The 26,420-nt window shown below is 61.0% G+C and carries 26 protein-coding genes; 11 read left to right on the top strand and 15 right to left on the bottom strand.

Annotated elements, in window-relative coordinates; translation table 11 throughout:
• Nucleotides 1–129: 129 nt before the first annotated feature.
• The 4 genes from RT21_RS03635 to RT21_RS03620 all read right to left on the bottom strand — a co-directional run bounded on the left by RT21_RS03635 (nucleotide 130) and on the right by RT21_RS03620 (nucleotide 4,237).
• Nucleotides 130–2,340: a putative bifunctional diguanylate cyclase/phosphodiesterase gene (locus RT21_RS03635; RefSeq protein WP_046161646.1), complete on the bottom strand. Its 2,211-nt coding sequence runs from the start codon at nucleotides 2,338–2,340 to the stop codon at nucleotides 130–132.
• 207 nt (nucleotides 2,341–2,547) lie between these two features.
• Complete coding sequence (locus RT21_RS03630) at nucleotides 2,548–3,021, bottom strand: hemerythrin domain-containing protein (protein WP_045423793.1); 474 nt, start codon at nucleotides 3,019–3,021, stop codon at nucleotides 2,548–2,550.
• 115 nt (nucleotides 3,022–3,136) lie between these two features.
• Entirely contained in the window at nucleotides 3,137–3,415 is a 279-nt protein-coding gene (locus tag RT21_RS03625) for a DUF3509 domain-containing protein (protein WP_045423791.1), read from the bottom strand.
• Between the two features lie 201 nt (nucleotides 3,416–3,616).
• A complete protein-coding gene (locus tag RT21_RS03620; protein ID WP_101152855.1) occupies nucleotides 3,617–4,237 on the bottom strand; it encodes a class I SAM-dependent methyltransferase in 621 nt (206 codons plus the stop codon).
• A 217-nt stretch (nucleotides 4,238–4,454) separates the two neighbouring features.
• Between RT21_RS03620 and RT21_RS03615 the strand changes: the two genes are divergently transcribed.
• Complete coding sequence (locus RT21_RS03615) at nucleotides 4,455–4,862, top strand: response regulator (protein ID WP_045423787.1); 408 nt, start codon at nucleotides 4,455–4,457, stop codon at nucleotides 4,860–4,862.
• A 44-nt stretch (nucleotides 4,863–4,906) separates the two neighbouring features.
• On the opposite strand, the gene fba is transcribed toward RT21_RS03615, so the two are convergent.
• The 7 genes from fba to RT21_RS03580 all read right to left on the bottom strand — a co-directional run bounded on the left by fba (nucleotide 4,907) and on the right by RT21_RS03580 (nucleotide 12,271).
• Nucleotides 4,907–5,971 (bottom strand): class II fructose-bisphosphate aldolase, encoded by a 1,065-nt coding sequence (gene fba / locus RT21_RS03610; protein ID WP_046161644.1) that lies wholly within the window; start codon nucleotides 5,969–5,971, stop codon nucleotides 4,907–4,909.
• Nucleotides 5,972–6,139: 168 nt separating this feature from the next.
• Nucleotides 6,140–6,472 carry an MliC family protein gene (locus RT21_RS03605; RefSeq protein ID WP_045423784.1) on the bottom strand — a complete coding sequence of 111 codons (333 nt, stop codon included), beginning with the start codon at nucleotides 6,470–6,472 and terminating at the stop codon, nucleotides 6,140–6,142.
• A 17-nt stretch (nucleotides 6,473–6,489) separates the two neighbouring features.
• Nucleotides 6,490–6,684: a hypothetical protein gene (locus tag RT21_RS03600; protein ID WP_046161837.1), complete on the bottom strand. Its 195-nt coding sequence runs from the start codon at nucleotides 6,682–6,684 to the stop codon at nucleotides 6,490–6,492.
• Between the two features lie 101 nt (nucleotides 6,685–6,785).
• Nucleotides 6,786–7,946, bottom strand: coding sequence for a phosphoglycerate kinase (locus tag RT21_RS03595; protein ID WP_046161643.1), 1,161 nt, complete (start codon nucleotides 7,944–7,946; stop codon nucleotides 6,786–6,788).
• A gap of 77 nt (nucleotides 7,947–8,023) precedes the next feature.
• Complete coding sequence (epd, locus tag RT21_RS03590; protein ID WP_045423780.1) at nucleotides 8,024–9,070, bottom strand: erythrose-4-phosphate dehydrogenase; 1,047 nt, start codon at nucleotides 9,068–9,070, stop codon at nucleotides 8,024–8,026.
• A 159-nt stretch (nucleotides 9,071–9,229) separates the two neighbouring features.
• Nucleotides 9,230–11,227 carry a transketolase gene (tkt, locus tag RT21_RS03585; protein WP_046161642.1) on the bottom strand — a complete coding sequence of 666 codons (1,998 nt, stop codon included), beginning with the start codon at nucleotides 11,225–11,227 and terminating at the stop codon, nucleotides 9,230–9,232.
• A 123-nt stretch (nucleotides 11,228–11,350) separates the two neighbouring features.
• Nucleotides 11,351–12,271, bottom strand: a complete 921-nt coding sequence (locus tag RT21_RS03580) for a LysR substrate-binding domain-containing protein (RefSeq protein WP_101152963.1) — start codon at nucleotides 12,269–12,271, stop codon at nucleotides 11,351–11,353.
• Between the two features lie 162 nt (nucleotides 12,272–12,433).
• On the opposite strand from RT21_RS03580, the gene RT21_RS03575 reads away from it, so the two are divergent.
• The 4 genes from RT21_RS03575 to metK all read left to right on the top strand — a co-directional run bounded on the left by RT21_RS03575 (nucleotide 12,434) and on the right by metK (nucleotide 16,214).
• Nucleotides 12,434–13,330, top strand: coding sequence for a TauD/TfdA family dioxygenase (locus tag RT21_RS03575; protein WP_046161640.1), 897 nt, complete (start codon nucleotides 12,434–12,436; stop codon nucleotides 13,328–13,330).
• On the top strand, nucleotides 13,327–13,929 hold the full coding sequence (locus tag RT21_RS03570) for a LysE family translocator (RefSeq protein WP_046161639.1): 603 nt from the start codon (nucleotides 13,327–13,329) through the stop codon (nucleotides 13,927–13,929). Before RT21_RS03575 ends, RT21_RS03570 begins: the two co-directional genes overlap by 4 nt.
• Nucleotides 13,930–14,007: 78 nt before the next feature.
• Nucleotides 14,008–15,009 carry an ArsR/SmtB family transcription factor gene (locus RT21_RS03565; protein ID WP_046161638.1) on the top strand — a complete coding sequence of 334 codons (1,002 nt, stop codon included), beginning with the start codon at nucleotides 14,008–14,010 and terminating at the stop codon, nucleotides 15,007–15,009.
• 14 nt (nucleotides 15,010–15,023) lie between these two features.
• Nucleotides 15,024–16,214, top strand: a complete 1,191-nt coding sequence (gene metK / locus RT21_RS03560; protein ID WP_046161637.1) for a methionine adenosyltransferase — start codon at nucleotides 15,024–15,026, stop codon at nucleotides 16,212–16,214.
• A gap of 329 nt (nucleotides 16,215–16,543) precedes the next feature.
• On the opposite strand, the gene RT21_RS03555 is transcribed toward metK, so the two are convergent.
• The gene (locus RT21_RS03555; RefSeq protein WP_045423768.1) at nucleotides 16,544–17,305 is read right to left on the bottom strand and encodes an ABC transporter permease; all 762 of its coding nucleotides are present in this window, start codon (nucleotides 17,303–17,305) and stop codon (nucleotides 16,544–16,546) included.
• Nucleotides 17,302–18,231, bottom strand: a complete 930-nt coding sequence (locus tag RT21_RS03550) for an ABC transporter ATP-binding protein (protein WP_046161636.1) — start codon at nucleotides 18,229–18,231, stop codon at nucleotides 17,302–17,304. Before RT21_RS03550 ends, RT21_RS03555 begins: the two co-directional genes overlap by 4 nt.
• A 146-nt stretch (nucleotides 18,232–18,377) precedes the next feature.
• Between RT21_RS03550 and RT21_RS03545 the strand changes: the two genes are divergently transcribed.
• The 3 genes from RT21_RS03545 to RT21_RS03535 all read left to right on the top strand — a co-directional run bounded on the left by RT21_RS03545 (nucleotide 18,378) and on the right by RT21_RS03535 (nucleotide 21,891).
• On the top strand, nucleotides 18,378–19,709 hold the full coding sequence (locus RT21_RS03545) for a ferredoxin reductase family protein (RefSeq protein ID WP_046161635.1): 1,332 nt from the start codon (nucleotides 18,378–18,380) through the stop codon (nucleotides 19,707–19,709).
• A 65-nt stretch (nucleotides 19,710–19,774) separates the two neighbouring features.
• Nucleotides 19,775–21,451 (top strand): NAD-dependent DNA ligase LigB, encoded by a 1,677-nt coding sequence (gene ligB, locus RT21_RS03540; protein WP_046161634.1) that lies wholly within the window; start codon nucleotides 19,775–19,777, stop codon nucleotides 21,449–21,451.
• 59 nt (nucleotides 21,452–21,510) lie between these two features.
• On the top strand, nucleotides 21,511–21,891 hold the full coding sequence (locus RT21_RS03535) for a DUF1090 family protein (protein ID WP_046161633.1): 381 nt from the start codon (nucleotides 21,511–21,513) through the stop codon (nucleotides 21,889–21,891).
• Between the two features lie 17 nt (nucleotides 21,892–21,908).
• Here RT21_RS03535 and RT21_RS03530 read toward each other — a convergent pair whose 3' ends face one another.
• Nucleotides 21,909–22,358: a c-type cytochrome gene (locus RT21_RS03530; protein WP_046161632.1), complete on the bottom strand. Its 450-nt coding sequence runs from the start codon at nucleotides 22,356–22,358 to the stop codon at nucleotides 21,909–21,911.
• Nucleotides 22,359–22,430: 72 nt separating this feature from the next.
• Nucleotides 22,431–22,865 (bottom strand): hypothetical protein, encoded by a 435-nt coding sequence (locus RT21_RS03525; protein ID WP_045423760.1) that lies wholly within the window; start codon nucleotides 22,863–22,865, stop codon nucleotides 22,431–22,433.
• Between the two features lie 158 nt (nucleotides 22,866–23,023).
• Between RT21_RS03525 and RT21_RS03520 the strand changes: the two genes are divergently transcribed.
• The 3 genes from RT21_RS03520 to RT21_RS03510 all read left to right on the top strand — a co-directional run bounded on the left by RT21_RS03520 (nucleotide 23,024) and on the right by RT21_RS03510 (nucleotide 26,420).
• Nucleotides 23,024–24,277 (top strand): cation:proton antiporter, encoded by a 1,254-nt coding sequence (locus RT21_RS03520; RefSeq protein ID WP_046161631.1) that lies wholly within the window; start codon nucleotides 23,024–23,026, stop codon nucleotides 24,275–24,277.
• 613 nt (nucleotides 24,278–24,890) lie between these two features.
• Nucleotides 24,891–25,835: a TRAP transporter substrate-binding protein DctP gene (dctP, locus tag RT21_RS03515; RefSeq protein ID WP_200598787.1), complete on the top strand. Its 945-nt coding sequence runs from the start codon at nucleotides 24,891–24,893 to the stop codon at nucleotides 25,833–25,835.
• A 72-nt stretch (nucleotides 25,836–25,907) separates the two neighbouring features.
• Nucleotides 25,908–26,420 carry a TRAP transporter small permease gene (locus RT21_RS03510; protein ID WP_046161630.1) on the top strand — a complete coding sequence of 171 codons (513 nt, stop codon included), beginning with the start codon at nucleotides 25,908–25,910 and terminating at the stop codon, nucleotides 26,418–26,420.

Genomic DNA, 26,420 nt, shown 5'->3' with positions numbered 1-26,420 from the left:
AGTAGCCTGCGGGCATGAGTCAATCCTTATCAAAATTGACCCTGTAGACATCCCGGAGTGCCCCGCCCCAGTGTCCAGGCCGCCCGACGGTTCTGAGTGGCGGCCTGCAGCTGCCGATAGGCAGGCGGCCTAGGCCGACACGGCCAACTGCCAAAGCCCGTCGACGCAATGGTCATCACGGAAGCGTTGTCGCAGCGCGTCGGCCAACAGGGGTCGGCTGAATAGATAACCCTGGGCGTACTCGCAGCATTCGGCCTCGAGGAAGGCTAGATGGCTCGCTTCTTCGACGCCCTCGGCGACTACCGTCAGACCGAGGCTCTGACCCAACCCGATGATGGCCCGGCTGATCACGGCGGCATCCGCATCTTCCGCCACCCCGGCAATGAAACTGCGGTCGACCTTGAGAATGTGCAGGGGAAACTGTTTCAGATAGCCGAGCGAGCAATAGCCAGTTCCGAAATCATCCAGCGCCAGCCGCACACCGAGGTCGGCGATTTCCTGCAGGGTCATCAGCACCGCGTCGCTGTGCTGCATCAGCAGGGTCTCGGTGATCTCCAGTACCAGGCTCGAAGCGGGCAGCTGCGTCTCGCCAAGAATGGCGATGAGACGGTGGATGAAGTCGGCCTGCTGCAGCTGCCGAATCGACAAGTTCACCGAGCAGTATAGCTGCGCCTGACCGGCCTGCTGCCAGCGTCGCACCTGCGTACAGGCCTCTCGCAACACCCACTCGCCGACCCGGACGATTTCCCGCGACTCCTCGAGTATCGGGATGAACTCCTGAGGCCCGACCGAGCGCCCGTCATGCTGCCAGCGCAACAGCGCCTCAACCCCAGCCAGATGGGCTTGCCCATCAACCAGACGGCATATCGGTTGGTAACAGAGCGTGAACTCGTTGCGTTCCAGGGCTTGCGCCAAATTGCTTTCCAGCTCCAGTTGACGCTGCGCCGTGCTTTGCAGCCCTTCGCAGTACAAGGCGAACTGGTTCTTGCCGGCGTTCTTGGCGCGGTACAACGCCAGATCGGCGGCTTGCAATGCATCTAGCGGTTTGCCGTCACGCTGTAACGGAGCGATACCGATGCTGGCACTAAGCGAAAGTGTTCGCTCAGCCAGCTGCAAGGGCGCCCGCAGCGCGTTGAGCATGCGCTGCGCCACGCGCTCGGCGTCGCTGGCGCACGCAAGGTCGCCCAGCAACGCCACGAACTCATCGCCCCCGAAACGAGCAAGGTGATCACCGGGGCGCAGGCAACCGGAGAGACGTCGAGCAACCTCCACCAGCACCTGATCGCCGACACGGTGACCAAGGCTGTCATTGATCAGCTTGAAACGATCGACATCGACGAATAACAGCGCCGAGTCCCGTACCCCGCCCCGCTGCTGCGCGGCCTTGAGGAGCTCATCCATATGCAGACGATTCGCTAGCCCGGTGAGCGGATCGTGACGGGCCGCGTGGTGCAGACAACTTTCGGCGATCTTGCGCGCGCTGATGTTGGTTTGCGAGCCGGCCATGCGCCGCCCGCTGCGTTCGCAATGTTCGACCACGCCGCGCACCTGCACCCAGAGGTATTCGCCGTAGTGGGTTTGAATGCGGTACTCATGGTTCAACGATGCCGTGCGACCACCCAGATGCGCGGAAATGGCTTCGCGCAGCCCCGCCAGATCATCCGGATGGACCCGATTGAACCAGCTGTCGCTGGTGTATCCGGGCTCAGCGGAAAGGCCCAGCATGGCCATCCAGCGTTCGGAGAGATAGAGCTGATCGGCATCGATGTGCCAGTCCCAGATGCCATCCTCGGTGCCCCTCATGGCACGGGCCAACCGCGCTTCACTGTCTTCCAGGGCCTGACGCTGCGCCACCGTGTAGGTGTCGATCGCGAGAATCATGTCGAAGAACACTGCCTTGAGCAGGCTGTCGAACACGCCATAGCCCGGCGCATCACCCACTAGCTCCGCCAGCATGTCGCCGAGGTAAAGGCGATAGGCGCCCAGATACCACTCCAGGTCGACGCCCACACGCTGATGCACCAGCCCGACCAACAGACGGTCGGTTACATAGCTACGGTCGTATGGGCCATTCCACAGCCGTTCGTAATAACTTCGCTGGCTATGCTTGAGTCGCACCAGCCGCTGGGGATCGGTAAGCAGCGCCGTCGGAACCTCGAAGGCGGCCATGTGGGTATAGAGGCGCTCAATGAACTTGGCATGCGCATCGTCCACATCGGCGGCGGCACTGTTCAACCGTGCGCCATCGCTTGACTGCCACTCCAGAAAGCGCATGCGCGTACGGATCGCCTCAGGCCCGAGACCAATCCGCTTCAGCAATTCCTTTAGCTCGTCTTCCATCCGTCACCTACTCTGAAGCCGCCAAGCGTGGCTCCTTTCGTTTGACCCGCTACGAGCAGGCAATACCGCCACCAAGTAGCACTAGGCCACCAAGCCTGACAGTAGCGTTGAGCAGGGATGTTGATTCAGATCAGCGAGGCGCCGAGCGAAGCCTAGTGCTTTCGTAGGCCTAAATAGACCGGGGCATTGCGCCCCGGCATCGTTAAATCAAGCTGCCTGTTTGGCAGCAAATTCTTTCTTCAGGCGGGTCTTGAGCGCTTCCATCTGCTGCCCCATCTCGTTCAGTTTGTCTTCGCTAAACAGTTCACGCGCAGAAGGAAACATCTCGGACTCTTCTTCCTCGATGTGATGCTCGAGCAGTTCCTTGCACACTTTCACGCGCCCGGAGAATTCGAGCGTCGACGGGTCAGTTGCCTTGAGGTCAGGCAATACCAGCGAATCGACCGCACGGTGCTCTTCCTTGGCCTCGTGATACATGGTCTTTTCCTCTTTTCCGCCTGCTTCCTTGAAGGCTGGATAGAGAATCTGTTCTTCCAGCTGGGTATGGATCGACACCTCCATCTCCAGCTTTTGCAGCAACTCGGTACGGGTCTTGACCGCACGCTCCGTGGTATCGGTGAGGCGCGTCAGGATGTCTTTGACTTTCTCGTGATCGTCAATCAACAGGTCGATGGCATTCATGGACATTTCCTCGATCAGGTTTGTGCTGCATTCAGACTCTTCGGTCCGATCGTCAGCATGGGGGAGGCATGTTTGAGAACGGCAGGCCTATGGCAGTGCAGGCCTGCCGTAGGTCTCAGGCGTACTCGTAGGTAGGTAACCCGGTGCGGCTCTGGCTCTGCAAGCGGGCAATGGCCGGCGACATTCCCGCTTCCAATGCGAGATCACGGCGGACCGAGCTGATGACCCATTCCAGCTGAATGTCGGTCTGGGTTTGTCCTTTGGACAGGGCCCGCTTGATGACGTCCCTATCATCATTACGAAGCGTTAGCAGAAGCCCACCATCCGGACGAGGTGCGGTGATGACTTCGAATTCAGGAAACGCGGCAGAGAGAACTTTTTCAGCGGCAATCATTATTGTGTACTCCGGTTATGTTCCAGCGTACCTAGCTAGAGCATCGATCATGCCAACCGGCCGACCACAAAAATCCGCATCATTTCAGTGACTTGCGTCACATAATAGCGTTTTGTACACATGCAAAACGCATGACGGTTACGCTAACGGCATGCATTCTGCGTTGCTGAAGAACAAACATCGAAGTTCGCTGTCCTGCGCTCAAGCCTTGCGCCAGACGCTTGCAAGCCACGGCTGTTGCTCGCGCGGCAACCCTGGCGGGCGATAGTAATGCTCCAATTCAATGAACCCGACGGACTGCAGTAAGCGCTGCCAAGTCGGCCAGTCGTACCAGGTGCCGTAGCGAGCGCCACTCCAGCCTTCCTGATTGTCGCCACGTGGATTTGAGCAAAACAGCACGCCTGACGGACGCAGCGCCTCGCGCAGCTTCGCCAAGACTTGAGTGATTTCGCTGCTGGGCAGATGAAACAGCACGGCATTAGCAAAGATGCCGTCAAAGGTTCCGCTCGGCAGATCCAGCTCCAGAAAGTTCTGGTGCAGCACCTCGCAGCCGGTGTCGGCACGTGCCATCCGGACAAAGGGCTCGGCTCCATCGACGCCAACGGCAATATGCCCCCGCTCGGTGAATGCCTTGAGGTCCCGCCCGGGCCCGCAGCCAAGATCGAGAATGCGCAGCGGCGGCTCACCCTGGATATGCCGCAGCAAGGCGTCGATGTTCTGGCTGACGTCGTGGTCTCGGGTGCCCTCGCGAAACGCTTCGGCGTTGGTACGGTAATCGTCCAACGTCAGTTCTGAAATGGCACGATGATTTTCGTCAGGCATGAGCGAGCTCCGGTGATGAAGAGGCGAGCCTAACGGCACGATTGTCGATTGCCAACGCATGTGAAACCGCGGAAACCGCGTAAATGCACAGCAAAGCAGTTGACGGATGGCTGCACATCGCTGAACTTGCTGTACGGCGCTGGCTCCAACGCTGATTCGCGTGAATTAATACCCCTACGCCGCACTATGTTCATGAAACACATCGAGAATTGCTCCGATGAGCCAAGCACCCAATAAAGTCGTTCTACTCGTCGAGGACGAACCTCACATTCTTGCCCTGCTGTCTGATTACCTCGCAGGCGAAGGCTATAAGGTATTGGAGGCGGCAGGCGCGCCGCAGGCCTTCGAGATCCTGGCGACAAAGCCGCAACTTGATTTGCTGGTGACTGACTTCCGTCTTCCTGGCGGCGTGTCCGGGGTGATGATCGCTGAACCTGCACTGAAGCTGCGCCCTGACCTCAAGGTCATCTTCATCAGCGGCTACCCAATCGAAATCTACGAATCGGGCAGCGACATCGCGCGCTCCGCACCGATCCTGGCCAAGCCTTTCTCGCTAGACACCTTGCGCAGCCAGATCCAGCAGCTATTGGCCGAACCGCGCCCCTCTGATTTAGCCCCCTCATAACGCAACGAGCCCGCACTAGGCGGGCTCGTCATCAACGCTTCGACTCAGTTGACCTTGGGGTCGAGTTCGCCGCGCGCATAACGCTCGAACATGGCGTCCAGGGAGATAGGCTTGATCTTCGATGCATTGCCGGCGGTACCGAAGGCTTCGTAACGGGCGATGCAGATGTCGCGCATCGCAGTTACGGTCTTCGCCAGGTATTTGCGTGGGTCGAATTCGCTGGGGTTCTTCGCCATGAATTCGCGGATCGCACCGGTGGACGCCAGACGCAGATCGGTGTCGATGTTGACCTTGCGTACACCGTACTTGATGCCTTCGACGATTTCCTCGACGGGCACGCCGTAGGTTTCCTTGATGTCACCACCGTACTCATTGATGATTTTCAGCCACTCCTGCGGAACGGAGGAGGAGCCGTGCATGACTAGATGGGTATCGGGAATGCGCTTGTGGATTTCCTTGATGCGCTGGATCGACAAGGTGTCACCGGTTGGCGGCTTGGTGAACTTGTAGGCGCCGTGGCTGGTGCCGATGGCGATGGCCAGGGCATCGACCTTGGTCTTGGCAACAAAGTCAGCGGCTTCTTCCGGATCGGTCAGTAGCTGGCTGTGATCCAGGGTGCCTTCGGCACCGACGCCGTCTTCCTCACCAGCCATGCCGGTTTCCAGCGAGCCCAGGCATCCCAGCTCACCTTCCACCGACACGCCACAGGCGTGGGCGAAGGCGACGGTCTGCTGAGTGACGCGGACGTTGTATTCGTAATCGGACGGCGTCTTGCCGTCTTCACGCAGCGAGCCGTCCATCATGACTGAGCTGAAGCCCAGCTGGATGGAGCGCTGGCAGATGTCAGGGCTGGTGCCGTGATCCTGGTGCATGACCACCGGGATATGTGGGAATTCTTCTACCGCCGCGAGGATCAGGTGACGCAGAAACGGCGCGCCTGCGTACTTACGAGCACCGGCCGAAGCCTGGACGATCACCGGGGAGTCGGTCTTGTCGGCCGCTTCCATGATGGCTCGCATCTGCTCGAGGTTGTTTACGTTGAAGGCCGGCACGCCGTAGCCAAATTCGGCGGCGTGGTCGAGCATCTGGCGCATGCTGATGAGTGCCATGTTTTCCTTTCTCCCGGTTAGGGTCGTTTAATCATGTAAAGCCTGCCGCAGGGGCCGGCGCTGTTCAAGCACCGCGCGGTATGGCGCGGCATTGTAGTGGTGGACGGCTCAAAAGCCATCAGGCCCGGCGAAAACGCCGCAAAACAGGGAAATCGCCCGCCTTTTCGATCAGATGTTGATCAACGACGCACTGCAACCATGGGCGAGCAGCTTGTCATCAGCCAGGCGATAGACCAGCGCGCCTGTCCCCTTGTCGTGGAAGGCCACAACGCCATCGCTATAGAAAGCACCACGGGTCACGGGTTCCTTGCGCAACCTATGGACTTGCTGACTGTCGCCGATTTTCAGCTCCACCATCTGGCGGCTTTCATCAGCATAGCGCCAGGCAATATTCTGCGTGCTCTGGCACTTCCAGCCTACGAAGGGTGCGTCCGGGCCGGATTGCCAATGGCCGCACCCGGCAAGGAGCAATGCAGCAATCGAAATGAGCAGGCCTTTCATCGGTTCTCCTAGCGGGCTCAGGAACAGTCCTGGACGTCGGCAGCGGTAACTGCCGTCGGATCGCCAGTGCTCTGCATCTCAATGCGCTGATCGTTCTGCGCAGTCGGGCTTTGTACCGGTGGCGGGTCGATCACTTCACAGAGCGAGTCTGGTGAACCTCCGGCACAACCGGCCAGGCCAAGACAGCAAACAGCTATTGCGGCGTAACGCATGGTGAGTCTCCATTCCTCGTCTGGACAGAACAGAGACAGCAACCAGTCGCAGGGGTTGCCTTTGCCGTTACGCTTGTAACGACAAAAGGCCATCAGCCGTTTTACTTTGCTCGCTGCTCCAGCACTTCCACAGCAGGCAGAACCTTACCTTCAACGAACTCGAGGAAAGCACCGCCGCCGGTAGAAATGTAGGAAATCTTTTCGCTCACGCCATACTTATCGATAGCCGCCAGCGTGTCGCCGCCGCCAGCGATAGAGAATGCCGGGCTTTGCGCGATGGCCTGAGCCAGCACCTTGGTGCCGTTGCCAAACTGATCGAACTCGAACACGCCGACCGGGCCATTCCAGAGGATGGTCTTCGACGACTTCAGCAGTTCGGCGAAGTTGGCTGCGGTCTGCGGGCCGATGTCCAAAATCATGTCGTCTTCGGCGACGTCCGCGACCGCCTTGACGGTCGCTTCAGCATCTTCAGCGAAAGCCTTGGCCACGACCACGTCGACCGGCAGCGGCACGCTGACCTTGGCGGCGATGGCCTTGGCGGTGTCGACCAGATCGGCTTCGTACAACGACTTGCCCACCGGGAAGCCGGCCGCAGCGAGGAAGGTGTTAGCGATACCACCGCCGACGATCAGCTGGTTGCAGACCTGGCTCAGGCTGTTGAGCACGTCCAGCTTGGTGGAGACTTTGGAGCCGGCGACGATGGCTGCCATCGGCTGAGCGGGGCTCTTCAGCGCTTTGCCCAGGGCATCCAGCTCGGCTGCGAGCAGCGGGCCGGCACAGGCCACCTTGGCGAATTTGGCCACGCCGTGGGTCGAACCCTGGGCGCGGTGCGCAGTGCCGAAGGCGTCCATAACGAACACATCGCACAGCGCCGCGTACTGCTGCGCCAGCTCGTCGGTGTTCTTCTTTTCACCCTTGTTGAAACGCACGTTCTCCAGCAGCACCAGCTCACCCGCCTGCACCTGGACGCCGTTCAGGTAATCCTTGACCAGCGGGACCTCGCGATCGAGCGCCTTGCTCAGGTAATCAGCGACCGGCTTGAGGCTGTCTTCCTCGCTGTAGACGCCCTCTTCCGGACGGCCCAGGTGTGAGCAGACCATCACCGCTGCGCCCTTTTCCAGTGCCAGCTTGATGGTTGGCAGCGAAGCGAGGATGCGCGCATCGCTTTTAACCGCGCCATCCTTCACCGGCACGTTGAGATCCTCACGGATCAGCACGCGCTTACCCTGGAGGTCGAGGTCGGTCATCTTCAAAACGGTCATGTGATCTTCCTTAAGTTCAAGAACGGCGATTTTTGTAAGCTGCGGCCGGCCAGGTAAAGCCCGCCAGACAGTGACGGTTAGGCGCGGTGGGCGACGCGCAAATAATGATCGGCCACGTCCAGCATGCGGTTGGCGAAACCCCACTCGTTGTCGAACCAGGCCAGCAGGTTCACCAGCCGCGGCCCGGAGGCGCGGGTCAGGCTGCCATCGACGATCGCAGAATGCGGGTCGTGGTTGAAATCACAGCTGGCGTGGGGCAGCTCGGTATATGCGAGCAGGCCTTTCAACGGGCCGGATAGCGCGGCTTCCCGCAGAATCCGATTGATCGTCGGCGCATCCGTATCGCGGGAGGTCTGCACGGTGATATCCAGACAGGACACGTTCACCGTCGGCACCCGCACGGCTTTGGCCTGAATCCGCCCCGAGAGTTCCGGCAGCAGGCGTTCGATGCCTTTTGCCAGACCGGTCGACACAGGGATCACCGACTGGAAGGCCGACCGCGTGCGGCGCAGATCATCGTGGTGATAGGCGTCGATGACCGGCTGATCGTTCATCGCCGAGTGAATCGTGGTGATCGAGACGTAATCGAGCCCGATGGCATCGTTGAGCAGCTTGAGCAGCGGTACGCCGCAGTTGGTAGTGCAGGACGCGTTGGAGACCAGTCGTTCGGCTCCCGTCAGCTGCTCATGGTTGATGCCCATGACCACCGTCGCGTCGACGTCAGCGGCCCCGCTCATGGGTTGCGAAAACAATACTCGTGGAACACCAGCCGCGAGAAAGCGCTCCCCGCCGGCACGCGTGTTGTAGGCACCGGAACACTCGAGCACCAGGTCCACGCCCAGATCGCGCCAATCGACCGCTTCGGGCGTCGACTCGCGCAAGACCTTTACGCAGTGGCCGTTCAGATGCAGACAATCACCTTCCACCGCCACGTCGCCGGGAAAGCGGCCATGGGTAGAGTCGAAACGGGTGAGGTACTCAAGGCTGGCCATGTCGGCGAGGTCGTTGAGGGCGACGATCTCGAAATCGAAGGCCGCGTTGCGCTCATAGAAGGCTCGCAACACGCAGCGACCAATGCGACCGTAGCCGTTGAGGGCAATGCGGTAGGGGACATTTCGGGGCATTCGCGGCTCGCCTTATGCGAGCTGGAAGCTGGAAGCCAGACACTCGAAGTGGCTCGTGCCGCCGCCACTCCGATGTTGAGCCGCCACTTCTCAGCTGCTGTGATCTCGCAAACCTGAGCTGGAAGCCCCTTACTCAGGCTCCAGCTCCCAGCTTATCTATCAGTCTTCCAGCAGCTCTTCAGCCACCGCAAGGATGTTGTCGACCGTAAAGCCGAACTCCTCGAACAGCTGACCAGCCGGGGCCGACTCGCCGTAGGTGGTCATGCCGATGATGCGGCCGTCGAGGCCGACGTACTTGTACCAATAGTCGGCATGCGCCGCCTCGATGGCGATGCGCGCGCCAACTTCCACCGGCAGCACGTGCTGCTTCCAGGACGCATCCTGGGCATCGAAGACGCTGGTGCACGGCATCGAGACGACACGCACGTTGCGGCCCTGCTCAGTCAGCTTGTCGTAGGCCTGAACGGCTAGGCCAACTTCCGAACCGGTGGAAATGAGGATCAGCTCCGGCTCGCCGACGCAGTTCTTGAGGATGTAACCACCCTTGGCAATGGACGCTTCGGTTTCGTTGTCGCGGATGTGATACGGCAGGTTCTGGCGCGAGAAGATCAGCGCGCTCGGGCCGTCCTTGCGTTCGACCGCATGCTTCCAGGCGACAGCGGACTCGACTGTGTCGGCCGGACGCCAGGTATCCAGGTTCGGCGTGGTGCGCAGGCTGGTGAGCTGCTCGATCGGCTGGTGAGTCGGGCCGTCTTCGCCAAGGCCAATGGAGTCATGCGTGAAGACGTAGAGTACACGCTGCTTCATCAGCGCCGACATGCGCACTGCGTTGCGCGCGTACTCCATGAACATCAGGAAGGTCGCGCCGTAGGGAATCAGGCCGCCGTGAAGGGCGACGCCGTTCATGATGGCGCTCATGCCGAACTCGCGCACGCCGTAGTACATGTAGTTGCCCGAGGCATCCTCGGCGACCACCGGCTTGCAGCCCTTCCACAGCGTCAGGTTGGAGCCGGCCAGATCCGCCGAGCCACCAAGCAGTTCCGGCAGCAGCGGGCCGAAAGCGTTCAGGCAGTTCTGGCTGGCCTTGCGGCTGGCAATGGTTTCGCCCTTGGTGGCAACTTCGCGAATGAACGCCGAAGCTTTCTCAGCGAAGTCTTCCGGCAGCTCGCCGGCCATGCGGCGCTTGAACTCGGCGGCCAGGGCCGGGAATTCGGTTTCATAGACAGCGAAGCGCTTGTTCCATTCGTTCTCGGCGTCCGCGCCCTTCTGCTTGGCATCCCACTCGGCGTAGATGTCAGCGGGGATTTCGAACGGGCCGTGCTTCCAGCCCAACGCCTCGCGGGTCAGGGCAATCTCGGCGTCGCCAAGCGCGGCGCCATGGGATTCTTCTTTGCCCTGCTTGTTCGGCGAGCCGAAGCCGATGATGGTCTTGCAGCAGATCAACGTCGGGCGGTCGCTCTTGCGCGCGGTTTCGAGGGCGATCTGGATTTCGTCGGCGTCATGGCCATTGACGTTACGAATGACCTGCCAGCCGTAGGACTCGAAGCGGCGCGGCGTGTCATCAGTGAACCAGCCATGGACTTCGCCATCAATGGAGATGCCGTTGTCATCGTAGAAGGCGATCAGCTTGTTCAGCGCCAGGGTGCCGGCCAGGGAGCAGACTTCGTGGGAAATCCCTTCCATCAGACAGCCATCGCCCATGAACACATAGGTGTGGTGATCGACGATGTCGTGGCCAGGACGATTGAACTGTGCGGCCATAACCTTCTCCGCCAAGGCGAAGCCCACGGCGTTGGCCAGGCCCTGACCCAGCGGACCGGTGGTGGTCTCGACGCCGGCGGTGTAGCCGAACTCGGGATGGCCCGGGGTTTTGCTGTGCAATTGCCGGAAGTTCTTCAGGTCGTCGATGGACAGGTCGTAACCGGTCAGGTGCAGCAACGAGTAGATCAGCATCGAGCCGTGGCCGTTGGACAACACGAAACGGTCGCGGTCCGCCCATAGAGGGTTGGTCGGGCTGTGCTTCATATGATCGCGCCAGAGAACCTCGGCGATGTCCGCCATGCCCATGGGGGCACCCGGGTGGCCGCTGTTGGCTTTCTGCACGGCATCCATGCTGAGGGCGCGGATGGCATTGGCTCGCTCACGACGGCTGGGCATCGCTGAATCTCCTGCGGGGTAGCTTCTGAAACGAAGGGGGCGGAAAAAGGCGGCCATTTTCCCCTACCGCGGGTGGCGGGGCAATGACTGAATAAGCGCCGCGGGGCCGCCAATGCCCTCTAATTAGTCGAGCAGCCTGACGCCACAGCTGCCGATGTCCGGCAAATGTTGCAGCAAATACTCCTTCATGCGCGTCAGCGTCAGGGGCGGCTCTCCCGCCGCCGGCCAGACCAGGTAATAGCTGTCGCCGGAGCGCACTGCCTGGTCGAACGGCAGCATCAGCGAGCCTTTGCGCAACTCGGCGTCGACCAGGGCCAGATCGCCAATCGAGATGCCATGCCCCTGTGCTGCTGCGGAAATCCCCAGCTCCAGCGTGTCGAACAGCTTGCCCTGCTGCCAGGCGACAGCCTCGACCCAACCGACACGTTGCAGCCAGCGGCGCCAGTCTCGGCAGTCGCGCGACGGGTGAATCAGCTCTGCATCAGCGAGGCGTGCAGCCGTCCAGGGTGATCCCCCCTGATAGTCCGGCGAACACACCGGCACCAGCCATTCATCGAACAACTTGATCCGGTTCCAGTCTGCCGGAAACCCGCCATGCCCCAGCAGGATGGCGCAATCGAAGGGTTCGTTGTGGAAGTCCACCGAATCGAGATCCATCCAGGCACTGGTCAGTTGCACGCGATCCTGCGGATGGGTGAGTTGGAAATTCTCCAGCGCACCGAGCAGCCAGCGCATGGTCAGGGTGGAAGGGGCTTTCAGCCGGAGCGCGTCCTGCTGGCGGTTAATGGCGATGCAGGCGTTTTCGATGGTACGAAAGCCGACCTTGAGTTCCTGTGCGAGCAGCCGTCCGGTGTCGGTCAGCGCCAATCGCGAACCGCGCCGCTCGAAAAGCGAGCAGCCGAGGCTTTCTTCCAGCGTCTTCACGTGCCGACTAACAGCACTCTGGGTGATGCACAGGCTTTCAGCGGCCTGTGTAAATGACCCGAAGCGTGCCGCGACCTCAAAGGCACGCAACGCGTAAAGCGGCGGCATGCGCAACGTCATGCCACCAGCCTCCGGCATGAGTAAAACTCATCGGAGATGGCCGTTTTTTCCATTTTGCAACCCTCCAGGGCCCACCAATACTCGCCGGCAATCGGGCCAGCCGTGCGCTGGCACCGACTCAATAAGAGGCCTCTGCCTTGTATAACGCTAGGGAAGGATGACATGCCCACTCGCGAGTTCGATCAACTTTTGTCTGCCAGTATTCGTCACGGGGGGCTCAGTCAGGCGCAGATAGCGGACATCCTTGATTTCAAGCTGTTCGGCAACGCCAAGGGTTTTGTTCTGTTGGAAGACACGGAAATCGGCCAAATCCCGCCGACGCCCGCCTCACGCACCGACCTTAACAAGATCGACGACCGCAGCGAGCGCCTGCTCTTGCAGGCCACGGCGCTGCTGGGAGAGCCGATCGGCTACGTGCAGGAATCGGGCGGTTGCATCGTCAACAACTTCTTCCCGCAGCAGACGCAGTCACGTGCCGCGACCTCTGACAGCTTCGACACCGAACTCGACCTTCACACCGAAAATGCCTTCCACGCCATCCAGCCGGACTACCTGCTGCTGCTCTGCCTGCGTCAGGATCCGGCTGCCGAGGCCGTCACCTACATCGCGTCGGCCGAGCGCATCCTCGAGCGACTTTCCTACGAAGACCAGGTGTTCTTTCTCAACGAGCCCTACAACTTTCTGTCCGACTACGGCCACAGCGAAAAGAACCAACGCATCGATATCAACAAGCATCAGACCGTGCTGTACGGCGACCCTGACGCCCCCTTTCTGCGCTTCGATCCGCAATTCATGGTCGCCTACAGCGATCGGGCTCAGCGCGCGCTGGACCGACTGCGCGCCGTTGCATGGGAAGTGGTCGAGCCAGTGCGCCTCACGCGCGGCGATCTGCTGATTATCGACAACCGTCGCACGGCACACGCACGCAGCCCCTTCACTGCCCGTTTCGATGGCAGCGATCGCTGGATGCAGCGCACCTTCGCCAGCTGCAACCTGCGCTTCTATACCGAAAAGCTGGGCAAGCAATCGCGCATCTTCGAACTGGTAACCGAGCTATGAACGCCACCTATCTCGCCTTTGCAGCCGCGGTCGCCTTGCTGATCGCCTCCCCTGGCCCGGTCGTCGCGCTGGTTATCGCCGACGCCCGACGCAGCTGGCCGGCCTGGACCATTCTCGGCGGTGTGCTTTCGGCGCAAATGCTGTTGATCGCTGCGCTGATGGTGATCTACCTGGCCCTGGACCTGAAACCGGTGATTCTCGAATGGGGCCAGGTGCTCGGCGGGCTCTACCTGATCTGGCTCGGTGCCGACGGCCTTTGCGGCGGCGGTGGAGAAGCTAAGGAGCTGCCGCGCCCGCAATCGCACTACTTCTGGCGGGCCATGGCGGTCGGACTGTCCAACCCCAAGGACATCCTATTCTTTCTCGCCTTTCTGCCAGGCTTCATTCTGCCGGCGCAACCCTTCGCGCCGCAGGCGCTGGCGCTGATCGCCATTTGGGCACTAGTCGATGTTTCGATTTTGATCACCTACAGCCTGGTGTCACGCCAGTTGTCGAGCAATGACCGCCTGCAGGGGCTACTCGATCTGCTGCCCAATTTCTTTCTACTGGCGCTGGGTCTGGTGTCCTGCGGCATGGGCGTCAACAGCCTGATCAGCTAAGGCGTCGCTTGTCCAATATCAAAACTTTTTGATATTGGCATTGCTGGACGAAAATCGACCGACTAGACTGCGCTGCCTATGAGCCTGCGCATTCCCCAGATATCTTTCGACGACAGCGATCAGCTCGCCGCCCTGTGCAAAGCCGGCGGCGATTCGCTGCGGCTGAACGTACTGCGCGCACTGGCCAGCGACTCGTTCGGCGTGCTCGAGCTGGCGCAGATTTTTGCCACCGGACAATCCGGCATCAGCCATCACCTCAAGGTACTGACCCAGGCCGGCCTGCTGGCGACGCGCCGAGAAGGCAATGCGATCTTCTATCGCCGCGCCCTGCCCCAGAGCGACAACCTTGGCGGCAGGCTGCATGCAGCCCTGCTCGAAGAGGTGGATCAGCTGAGCCTGCCGCTCGATGTGCAGGCGCGCATTGCCGCGGTGCATGCCCAGCGCAGTGCCGCCAGTGAAGACTTCTTCGCAAGGATGGCCGGTAGCTTCCAGGCGCGGCAGGACATGATCGCCGGCTTCCCGCAGTACCGCGACAGCGTGGTCGCATTGCTCGATGCGCTGAATCTTCCAGCCCAGGCAACAGCACTTGAAGTAGGCCCCGGCGACGGTAGCTTTCTGCCCGAACTGGCACATCGGTTCGCTCGAGTGCTCGCGGTGGACAACAGTGCGGCGATGCTCGAGCTGGCTCGCTCACGTTGCGAGCGGGATGCGCTGGAAAATGTCGAGTTGAAACTTGCCGACGCGTTGCAGGACGAATGTCCGTCAGCCGACTGCGTTGTGCTGAACATGGTTTTGCATCATCTGGCCGCGCCGGGTGAAGCACTCAAGCAACTTGCACGGCTGGTGAACATGGGCGGTAGCCTGCTGATCACCGAGCTGTGCAGCCACAACCAGAGTTGGGCCAGGGAGGCCTGCGGCGACCTCTGGTTGGGCTTCGAACAGGATGATCTGGCCCGTTGGGCCGATGCCGCGGGGCTCACGCCCGGCGAGAGCCTCTACATTGGCTTGAAGAACGGTTTTCAGATCCAGACCCGGTACTTTTCCCGGCTCGCCCCTGACAGCCGACTCACCCACCGGTAATTAGGAACCGATAGATGAGCGAATATTCGATTTTCACCTCCGAGTCCGTGTCCGAAGGGCACCCGGACAAGATTGCCGACCAGATTTCCGATGCGGTGCTGGACGCCATCATCGCCGAGGACAAGCATGCCCGCGTGGCCTGTGAGACGCTGGTCAAGACCGGCGTTGCGATCGTCGCTGGCGAAGTCACCACCAGCGCCTGGGTCGACCTTGAGCAGCTGGTACGCGACGTCATCATCGACATCGGCTACAACAGCTCGGAAGTCGGCTTCGATGGTGCCACCTGCGGCATCATCAACATCATCGGCAAGCAGTCGGTGGACATCGCCCAAGGCGTCGACCGCAGCAAGCCGGAAGACCAGGGCGCCGGCGATCAGGGCCTGATGTTCGGCTACGCCAGCAACGAAACCGACGTGCTGATGCCGGCTCCGATCCGCTTCTCCCACGCACTGGTCGAGCGCCAGGCTGAAGCGCGCAAGAACGGCCTGCTGCCGTGGCTGCGTCCGGACGCCAAGAGCCAGGTCACCTGCCGCTACGAAGGCGGCAAGGTGGTCGGCATCGACGCCATCGTGCTCTCCACCCAGCACAACCCGGAGGTCAAGCATTCGGACCTCAAGGAAGCGGTGATGGAGCTGATCGTCAAGCACGTGATCCCGGCCGAGCTGTTGCACAAGGACACCCAGTTCCATATCAACCCGACCGGCCAGTTCATCATCGGCGGCCCGGTGGGCGACTGCGGCCTGACTGGACGCAAGATCATCGTCGACACCTACGGCGGCATGGCCCGTCATGGCGGCGGCGCCTTCTCCGGCAAGGACCCGTCCAAGGTCGACCGTTCGGCTGCTTACGCTGGCCGCTACGTGGCGAAGAACATTGTCGCCGCCGGCTTGGCCGAGCGCTGTGAAATCCAGGTTTCCTACGCCATCGGCGTGGCCCAACCAACGTCGATCTCCATCAATACCTTCGGCACCAGCAAACTCAGCGACGAGAAGATCGTCGCTCTGGTCCGCGAGCATTTCGATCTGCGTCCGTACGCAATCACCACCATGCTCGACCTGCTGCACCCGATGTACAAAGCCACAGCAGCCTATGGTCACTTCGGCCGTACTCCAGTGGAAATGACGGTCGGTAACGACACCTTCACCGCCTTCACCTGGGAAAAGACCGACAAAGCCGACGCCCTGCGCGCCGCTGCCGGGCTCTGACCCGCCTCCAATCCGTAGGGTGGGCTTTAGCCCACCCCCGCGGAGCTGTCACCAACTCGGTGGGCTGAAGCGGAACGCCGCCCGGCCCACCCTACGAGACGGCCAAGCGCATGAAAAAGCCCCGCCAGCGAAAGCCGGACGGGGCTTTTTTACAGGTGCGACGGTTCTCTGCCACCCCGACAAGGCCGACGCCCCGCAGCACCGCTTCGGCTTCGGCCTCGACCCGCCCCAAACCGTAGGGTGGGCATCAGCCCACCAACACCGACCTGCCCCCAACACGGTGGGCTGAAGCCCACCCTACAAAACGGCCAGCGCACGGAGAAACCCGGCTAATTCTTCAGGCGATAACCCGTCTTGAAGATCCACCAGATCAGCACCAGACACAGCGCCAGGAAGCCCAGCGTCATGGCCAGGCTGATACCGACGTTAACGTCGGAAACCCCGTAGAAACTCCAGCGGAAGCCACTGATCAGGTAGACCACCGGGTTGAACAGCGTGACCTTCTGCCAGAGCGGCGGCAGCATTTCGATGGAATAGAAGCTGCCACCGAGAAAGGCCAAGGGCATGACGATCAGTGACGGCACGATCTGCAGCTTTTCCCAACCATCTGCCCAGATGCCGATGATGAAACCGAACAGGCAGAAGGTCACCGCGGTGAGCACCAGGAACAGCGCCATCACCCACGGATGCGCGATCTCGTAATCGACGAACAGCCGAGCGGTCAGCAGAATCACCAGGCCGAGAATGATGGACTTGGTCGCCGCGGCGCCGACATAGCCGATGACAATCTCCAGGTACGACACCGGCGCCGACAGCACCTCGTAGATGGTCCCTGAATAGCGCGGCATGTAGATGCCGAATGACGCATTGGAAATGCTCTCGGTAAGCAACGCCATCATGATCAGGCCGGGGATGATGAAGGCACCGTAAGGGATGCCGTGCATCGCCTCCATCCGCGAGCCGATGGCCGAACCGAACACCACGAAGTACAGCGACGTGGATATGACTGGCGTGGCGATACTCTGCAGCAGCGTGCGCCAGGTGCGCGCCAGCTCGAACAGGTAGATGGCACGGATTGCATGGAAATTCATGTGCGGCTGCCCTTTACCAAGCTGACGAAAATTTCTTCCAGCGAACTCTGGCTCGACTGCAGGTCCTTGAAGTCGATGCCGTGCTCGGCGAGCCGTCTGAGTAGCTCGGCGATGCCGGTGTCCTCGTGCTGGGCATCGAAGGTGAACACCAGGTGATTGCCCGAGTCGACCAGTTCGAGCGGATAGCTGGCCAGATCCGCCGGAATCTCGGCCAGCGGCCGTTGCAGATGCAGGGTCAGCTGCTTGGTGCCAAGCTTCTGCATCAGCGCTTTCTTGTCCTCGACCAGGATGATCTCGCCCTTGCTGATCACGCCAATGCGATCAGCCATCTCCTCGGCCTCTTCGATGTAGTGCGTAGTCAGGATGATGGTTACCCCGCGCTCACGCAGACGGCGGACCATCTCCCACATATCGCGGCGCAGCTCGACGTCAACGCCCGCCGTGGGCTCGTCGAGAAACAGAATGGTCGGTTCGTGGGACAGGGCCTTGGCGATCATCACGCGGCGCTTCATGCCGCCGGACAGCTCGATGATGCGCGCGCTCTTCTTGTCCCAAAGCGACAGGTCGCGCAGCAATTGCTCCAGGTAGGCGTCATCCGGCGCCTTGCCGAACAGTCCGCGGGAAAAGCGTACCGTCGCCCAGACACTCTCGAACCCTTCATTGAAGAGTTCTTGTGGCACCAGGCCGATCTTGGAACGTGCGGCGCGGTAGTCATCGATGATGTCGAAGCCATCGACCCGCACTCGACCGCTACCGGGATTAACGATCCCGCAGATGATGCTGATCAGCGTGGTTTTGCCTGCACCGTTGGGCCCGAGCAGGGCAAAGATCTCGCCCTTGTGGATCTCCAGATCGATCTGCTTGAGCGCTGGATGCCCCGACGCGTAGGTCTTGGTGAGGTGCTCGATGGTGATCACGGGTTGCACTGATGAATCACTCCGCAAAACATTTGGCTGGCGATTGTACGACGCAGTTAATTAGCTCACTAATCAATGCCGTTGATAACGATCATGCCCACCACTGCATCGCAAGCGCATGCTTCTCATGCTTCATCACAGCAGGGGGCACCGCCATGCAACGGATCAGACTGGCCTTAGTCACATTGTTCATCACCGTGACCCTTCTCTGGCTCGCTACTGCGGGCGGCATCACTGGGGGCTATCCCCGTTTCTGGCCGCTGCGCGCAGACATGGTTCACTACAGTGGCGCTCTTGCCATCAGCGCAATGAGCGTGGCGATCTACCTCGCCATCCGCCCCCAGTGGCTGGAGCGCCTGCTAGGTGGCCTGGACAAGAGCTATCGGCTGCATAAATGGCTGGGAATCGGCGTGTTGGTGGTATCAACTGTACATTGGGGCTGGGCGCAGATTCCGAAATGGCTGGTGGGGTTGGGCTGGCTCGCAGCCCCTGCCCGACGCGGCGCCGGCAAAGCCGAGGATGGCCTGCTCGGCTGGCTGCATGGGCAACGGGGGTTCGCTGAGGACATCGGCGAATGGGCCTTCTATGTCGCCGCGTTACTGATTGTTCTCGCACTGACAAAACAGTTCCCGTACCGCTGGTTCTTCAAAACCCATCGCTGGCTGGCACTGGTCTATCTGGTGCTGGCGGTACACAGCCTCCTGCTGATGCCACCCGCCTATTGGCCGTCACTACTGGGTGCGGTGATAGCCGTGCTGCTTATTGGCGGGACCTTTGCCGCTACTGTTTCGCTGCTGCGCCAGGTCGGACGCGCACATCAGGTTGTGGGCCGCATCGATGGCCTGAGCTACCACCCCGACAACCATGTTCTGCGTGTGGATGTGGCGCTGGAAGGGCCCTGGCCCGGTCACAAACCCGGACAATTCGCCTTTGCCAGCTTTGACCAACAGGAAGGACCACATCCCTTCAGTCTTTCCAGCGCCTGGCAGAACGACGGCAAGCTCTCCTTCTCGATCAAGGGGCTCGGGGACTACACCCGTCGCTTGCCGCAAACCCTGCACAACGGCGATGCGGTTACGGTAGAAGGCCCTTACGGCTGCTTTGATTTTAGCGGACACAAAGCGGGGCAAATCTGGGTAGCGGGCGGCATTGGAATCGCCCCGTTCATGAGCCGGCTACAGGCGCTGGCGGGCAGCAGCAAGGACAACACCATCGATCTGTTCTATTGCACCAGCGCACCGGACCAACGCTTCATCGCGCAGTTGAAAGCACTCGCTGCGTCCGCCCGGGTACGCCTGCACGTACAGGTGGCCAGGGAGCATGGTCGGCTCACGCCTGACCAGATCCGCCAAGAGGTGCCAGACTGGCTGCAGCGTGACGTCTGGTTCTGCGGACCTGCCCGCTTCGGCAGACAACTGCGCCAAGACCTGACCGAGCACGGCCTGCCAGCCAGCGATTTCCATCAGGAATTGTTCAACATGCGCTAGCGCACGGCCTCAGCTGACCCTGCGGAGCAGAATGGGCGACCCGAACGAGCAAGGATGCTCTATCAATGCAACGCCTCATCGCGCTCACTTTCTGCACCCTCTCCTCCCTGGCAACGGCCGATTGTCCCGACTGGCCAAACCGCCGTGCCGAAACCGAAATCGCAGCCTTGGCCAATCAAGTGACACAGTGGGACGACGCCTACCATCGGCGCGGTCTCTCGCTGGTCGACGACGAAATCTACGACCAGACCCGGCGGCGTCTGGAGCAATGGCAAGCCTGCTTTGCGACTGACAGCGCAGCAACAGCTGCAGACCCGCTCGACGGCAGCGACGGGCCCATTGCCCATCCAGTCGCTCAGACCGGCCTGGCCAAGCTTGCCGATGCCGAGGCGGTCAAGGGCTGGCTCACGGCCCGCTCGGATGTGTGGGTCCAACCGAAAGTCGATGGCGTCGCGGTAACGCTGCATTACCAACAGGGTTCACTGGTCCGGGTGGTGAGCCGCGGCGACGGCAGCCATGGACAGGACTGGACCGACCGCGCCCGGCAACTGCAGGCCATACCGCTGCAGCTGCCGATCAAAGAAGAATTGATCTTGCAGGGCGAGCTGTACTGGCGCGTGCAGGACCACGTGCAAGCGCAAGCCGGCAGTGCCGGGGCGCGCAGCAAGGTCACCGGAGCGATGGCGAGGTTGGTGCTGGATGAGGCGACCGCCGCACAGATCGGCCTGTTCATCTGGGACTGGCCCAACGGCCCGGCCGACATGCGATCTCGCCTCGCCGGCCTGGTGGCGATGGGATTCGATGAAAGCGCTGCGCTGACCGTGCCGCTGGAAACTGCGGAACAAGCTGGCCATTGGCGTGACCACTGGTTTCGCCATAGTCTTCCGTTCGCCAGTGATGGGATCGTGCTGCGCCAGGGTGAGCGCCCGGACGCCTCCCGCTGGCAGGCCCAGCCGCCGCACTGGGCAATTGCCTGGAAATATCCGCTGCGCACAGCCGTTACCCGGGTGCGCGAGGTGACATTCACCATCGGTCGCAGCGGCAGAATCACACCGGTACTGCAGCTGGAGCCGGTACAGCTCGATGACCGCCTTGTCAGCCGCGTCAGCCTCGGGTCCGTGAGGCGTTGGCAGCAGGCAGACGTACAACCTGACGATCAAGTCGCGATCGCCCTGGCCGGCCTGACCATTCCGCGCTTCGAGCGTGTCGTTTGGCGCATGCAGCAGCGGCGGGGGCGAGTCGAGGCGCCCGCACCCGGCGACTACCATTTTCTGAGTTGCTGGCAAGCCAGCCCTGGCTGCGAGCAGCAGTTCATCGCACGCCTTGTCTGGCTCAGCGGTAAGAAAGGGCTCGACCTTCCCCACCTGGGACCGGGGACTTGGCAGGCATTGGTGGATGCCAGGCTGGTCGATGACCTGCTTGACTGGCTGCACCTCGATCAGCGTCGTTTGCAACAAGTGCCAGGTATCGGCGAAGCCAGCGCCAGCACACTGGTCGCCAGTTTTCAGCTGGCACGCGCCCGTCCTCTCGCCAGTTGGCTACGGGCGCTCGGCGCGCCACCGGGTGCCGATGCAATCCCGGCCGACAGCTGGGACGACCTGGGAGCAATCTCCCAGACGCAATGGCAGGCGGCGCCCGGCATCGGGGCGAAACGCGCTAAGCAGCTTCGGACCTTCTTCACGGCGCCGGAAATCCTCCGACTGCGTCAGCAACTGCATGAGGTCGGCATTGCCGGATTCTGAGGGCACTTCACCGCTGGACTCCAGTCTTATGACATCACAACAACAAAAAGGACCTGTGCATGACCGGCCGGCACAATCCCTTCGCGTATTTGCTGATCTGTCTCTGTTGCAGTGTGCCAACGATAGCCATGGCAGAGACGGACGCAACCTGCAGCGAACCGCGCGAGCGCATCAGCCAGCAAATCAAGGACGCACGCCTGAAGGGCGATAGCAGCCTGCGCGCGTTACTGGAGGCTCAACTGCAACACCTGACCGAGCGCTGCAGCGGCGTGGTCCCGTTGCAACCCAACCATGCCGAGATCGAACGCGCGATGCGCCTGGCTACGACCCGTGAAGCGCAGCTGCGCGAGGCCTTGGGAACAGGCGATCCTCAGGTGATCGAAGTGAGCAAACGGCGCCTGGATCAGGCCCGTAAGGAGCTGGAAGCGGCCAAGCGCTGATCGGTGCGCCGCCTCGATCAGTAAGCGCGGAACTCCTTGTGGCACGCCTCGCAGGCGTCTTCTACCTGCTGAAACGCCGGCGCGACGCTTTCGGACGTCACCGGCGTCTGAGTGGTCGCGGCAACGAGCGCGGCAGTTCGGGCTTCTAGCTCTCGGGCCATCTGGTTAAATCGCGCCTGCTGCTGCCATACATCGTCGCGCGCATCGCTCTGCGCTTCCTTCACTTCCGGGTAATGCTGCCAGGGCTGACGGGATAGCTGATCCAGCTTCGCCGCTCCGCTGGTGAAGCCTTCTGGATCGAACGGCAAGCGACCGCGCAGCATGCCGCCCAGGTCCTCTTTGACGTCGAGCATCTGCTGATAGATCGCCTTGCGTTTGCCGAGCGGAGAGTTGGGATCGATACGATCACAGCCAGCCAACAACGCCAACACGGCGACCAGCGACACACTCAACGGCAACAGCTTCATGGTTCTACCACTCGGAAATACAACGGCCGGCGATTATCGCCCCTGCCGGCCGTATCACCAAACGTCACAAGCCTACTGCGACCATTCACCACCCGCGCTTTCACAGTCGACCTTGGCCTGGGCGTGGTCCGTTGCCTTGTAGTAGAAGGTGACGATGCGTGCCTGCTCGGGCACCGTGGTCGGCGCGGGCGTGCTGGTGGCCTGACTGCCAGTGGCGCGCTCGTTGGCCAGCGTCGCGGGCGTCAACGCGGCAGTACAGACGCCGAAGTGACCGGATGGGCAACTTTCGAGGATCTCCCGGCGAGAATTCTTCACCGCCTCGTTGTTTTGACAGACCCAGTCGATGTTGTTGTCTTGCATGCCCTCGTAGCGAAAACACTTTTCGGTCGCCACCGGCGGCGGCACTGCGCCGGAGGTTTCGGCGCTGACGTAGCAGGAATTGGCGGCAGCCGGCAGGCTCAGCCCGGCAGCAATGGCTAGCAGAACAGAACGAAACAAGAGGTTCATGTTGGCAGCTCCTGAAAGGATCACTCGCCCGGCGAGGTTCACCGAACCTTACCGTTCGACCCTTCAGTCCTTGGCTGAGTTCGCGATTCGCCTGGCACCATTTGCCTCGAAACCTAGTCCACTCTGCATTCGCCCATCGATGCCGCCCTGAGGACCCCATGCTCGAACTTTCGGCCATTTTCATCAGCCTCACCGCACTGCTCGCCTACCTCAACTACCGTTTCATCGGCTTGCCACCCACCATCGGCGTAATGGCCACGGCACTGGTTTTTTCGCTGCTGCTTCATGGTTTGACCATGCTGGGCCTGCCACTGTTGGAAGCGCAGATCGAAACCCTGGTTGGCCGGATCGACTTCAACCATCTGTTGATGGATGGAATGTTGTCGTTTCTGCTCTTTGCCGGCGCACTGCACATCAACCTGGCCGACTTGCGCGCCCGCCGTTGGGCGATCGGCCTGCTGGCCACCGTAGGCGTGCTGTTCTCCACTGCCGTGATCGGCTTCGGTAGCTGGTGGATCCTCGATCTGTTCGGCTTGCAGCCGCCGTTGATCTACTGCCTGCTGTTCGGCGCGCTGATCTCGCCGACCGATCCGATCGCCGTGCTCGGCATCATGCGCTCGGCCGGCGCGCCAAAAGCGCTGGAAACCACCATCGTCGGTGAGTCGCTGTTCAACGACGGGGTCGCAGTCGTGGTGTTCACCGTGCTTTTGGGCGTGCTCGCCCGCGGCGAAGCGCCCGGCGCGGGGGAAGCCATATGGTTGTTCGTCGAGGAAGCCGGAGGGGGCATCTTGCTCGGCGCTCTGCTTGGCGCATTGACCTTTGCCCTGCTCAAGAGCATCGACCAATACCAGGTGGAGGTCTTGCTGACCCTCGCGCTGGTGCTGGGCGGCTATACCCTGGCCACGCACCTGCACGTCTCCGGCCCCATCGCCATGGTGGTGGCCGGACTGATCATCGGTAACCAGGGGCGCCGGCATGCCATGTCGGATCACACCCGGGACAACCTCGATAACTTCTGGGAGCTACTCGACGAGATTCTCAACGCAGTGCTCTTCGTGCTGATCGGCATGGAGCTGGTGCTACTGCCATTCAGCGCGCAGTACCTGCTGATTGCGCTGTGCGTCACCCTCCTCATCCTTGGCACCCGCCTGGTGGCAGTCGGTCCGGCAGCCTTTCTGTTGCGCAAAATGGGCCGCGCACTGCCCAACGGCACCGTGCGCATCCTCACCTGGGGCGGGCTGCGAGGCGGAATTTCTGTCGCGCTGGTGCTGGCATTGCCGGCAAGCGACGAACGCAATCTGCTGCTGAATATCACCTATCTGGTGGTGCTGTTCTCGATCCTGGTCCAGGGACTGAGCATTGGCAGGCTGGTTCGGCGGATCTGCACGCGCGATACGGACCGCGCTCACTGATCCCTGGGTCAGCGCCAGGGCTAGGCCCTACCATGATCACGGCTATAAGCGTCTTTGCGCCAGCGGCTGCTCATCTGGAGAAAGCCAACCGCGTAGTGTCTGCGCGAAGTGCTCGAAGTCCTGAGAGGATCCAGAGCCACACGAGTCTTGCCTCCACTAGCTGCCCGCGGGCTCCAACCCTCCGAAGCGTTGACGTAAATCAATATCCGTCACTGCCGCATCGTTTTCCGGTGCCAACGCGTCGCTTCCAGAACACTCGCGAAGGATGGCATTCGTACCATCGGTTCCGTACTTGACCGCAAACCTTGCGCCCTGTCGCTAGGGCTGATCCGTGGAGCCCTGACAGACCCCGTGCATCAGGAATAGGCCTTGATGCAGCGCGCAATGCGGTCCTGTTTCAAATCGCTGACAGGCCCCGAAGCTTGATGGTCGGGGCGGAAGCCATGTCGGAGTGGGTCCTGCTGGTTGCGCAGAACCTATTAGACATCGCACAGGCCTGTCGCCTATCTGCGCACTTTTCGATAACCGTTAGGGAGCTAGGGTGAAAAAAATGAGAACAATCCAAGCCACGCTAAAGACGTTGCTCGCTGGTGCGGCAGCATCTGTCTTGATAATGAGCACGCATGCCCAGGCACTGACGTTGAAACTCGCTACAGACTCTGGCACCAAGGGTTCACCGGCGGGCGACGCCTTGAAAAAGTGGGGTGAGCTGATCGAGCAGAAGTCGGACGGCGAGATCAAAGCCAAGGTTTTCTACCAGAACGAGCTTGGCGGCCAGCAGGAAGTGTTTGATCTGCATGTCGCCGGTGACGTCGATCTGATGCTGAACTGGCCGATGACGTCTTACGACAAGCGCATCGGCGTTATCTACACACCCTACATGACGCTGTCCTGGGATGAAGCGCTCAAGGCCTACAGCCCTGGCGGCTGGGTCAATAACATGCTGGGCGGGATTTACAGCGATATTGGCCTGAAGTTCTTCGGCCCCTGGCCGGAAGGGTTCAACGGTGTCGCCTCCAAAGGCAAATATGCACTGAATATTGCCGATGCGAATGGCCTCAAAGTGCGCACCATGACCGTGTTCCCGGCACCACAGACCATGCAGGCGCTGGGTTACCAGACCGCCGCAATCGATTGGGGCGAGGTCTACACCGCGCTGCAGACCGGCGTGGTCGATGGTGAAGCCGGCAACGTCATCTACTGGGACTACGAGTACTTCCGCGATTCTCTGGATTACTACGTGCAGACCAAGCACTTCTTCATGACCGGCATTCTGTCCGCCAACCAGGACACCTGGGAAAACATGAGCGAAGAGGAGAAGAAGATCGTCAGCGACGCGGCTATCGAGATCATGAACGAGCAGTTCAAGGCTGCCAAACAGCAGGACGACTACTACATCGCCAAAGCTCAGGAAGCGGGCATGAAGTACTTCGAGCCCAACGAGGAGCAGATCCGCGAATTCGCCAAAGCCGCGCGCGAGAAGGTCTGGCCACAGATGGACAAGGAAGTGGGCCCAGAGATCATGGACACCATCCGCAAGAACGCCTCTCCGCTGTAATCAGCGAATTTCAGGCTTTAATCCACAGCCGGCCCGCTTTGCGGGCCGGCTTGTTCATACGCTGGAAGAAAAATGATCCGAGAATTCTTTTCCGGACTGGATAGAGGCGTGGGCTGGTTGTTAGAGGCCGCAGCGTTCGTTGCCAGTCTGCTGGTGGTTGGTCTGATGTTGTTTCTGGTGTTGGCCCGCTATGTGTTCGGCTGGTCCATGGTGGGATTGCTGGAGCTGATCATGCTGTTCGGCATGTGGCTTTATATGCTCGGGGGCACCATCGCCTGCCGGCGCAACGAGCATCTCAAGGTCGACTTCATCGAGTTGAAGATCACCGACCAGCGATTTCAGCTGATGCACAAGGCTCTGATCTCGCTGATTTCGTTCGTGATCTGCCTGTTCTTCGTGGTACTCGCCTACCGCATGCTGAGCTGGGGGCTTCGCCGTCCGCAATCGACCCCGGGAATGGGCATCCCGCTGTGGTTGCCCCAGGCATCCATCATGCTCGCGGCCATTGGTTGCAGCTGCTATTCGCTGAGGGACGTCATCGGCTCACTGGCCGGCATTAAACAGCTGGGCCAAAAGGAGCTTTGA

It is taken from the genome of Pseudomonas sp. 10B238 (assembly GCF_000970615.1).
Lineage (GTDB): Bacteria > Pseudomonadota > Gammaproteobacteria > Pseudomonadales > Pseudomonadaceae > Stutzerimonas.
The sequence above is the reverse complement of the archived record's forward strand: the minus strand, read 5'-3'. Positions and strand labels throughout refer to the sequence as shown.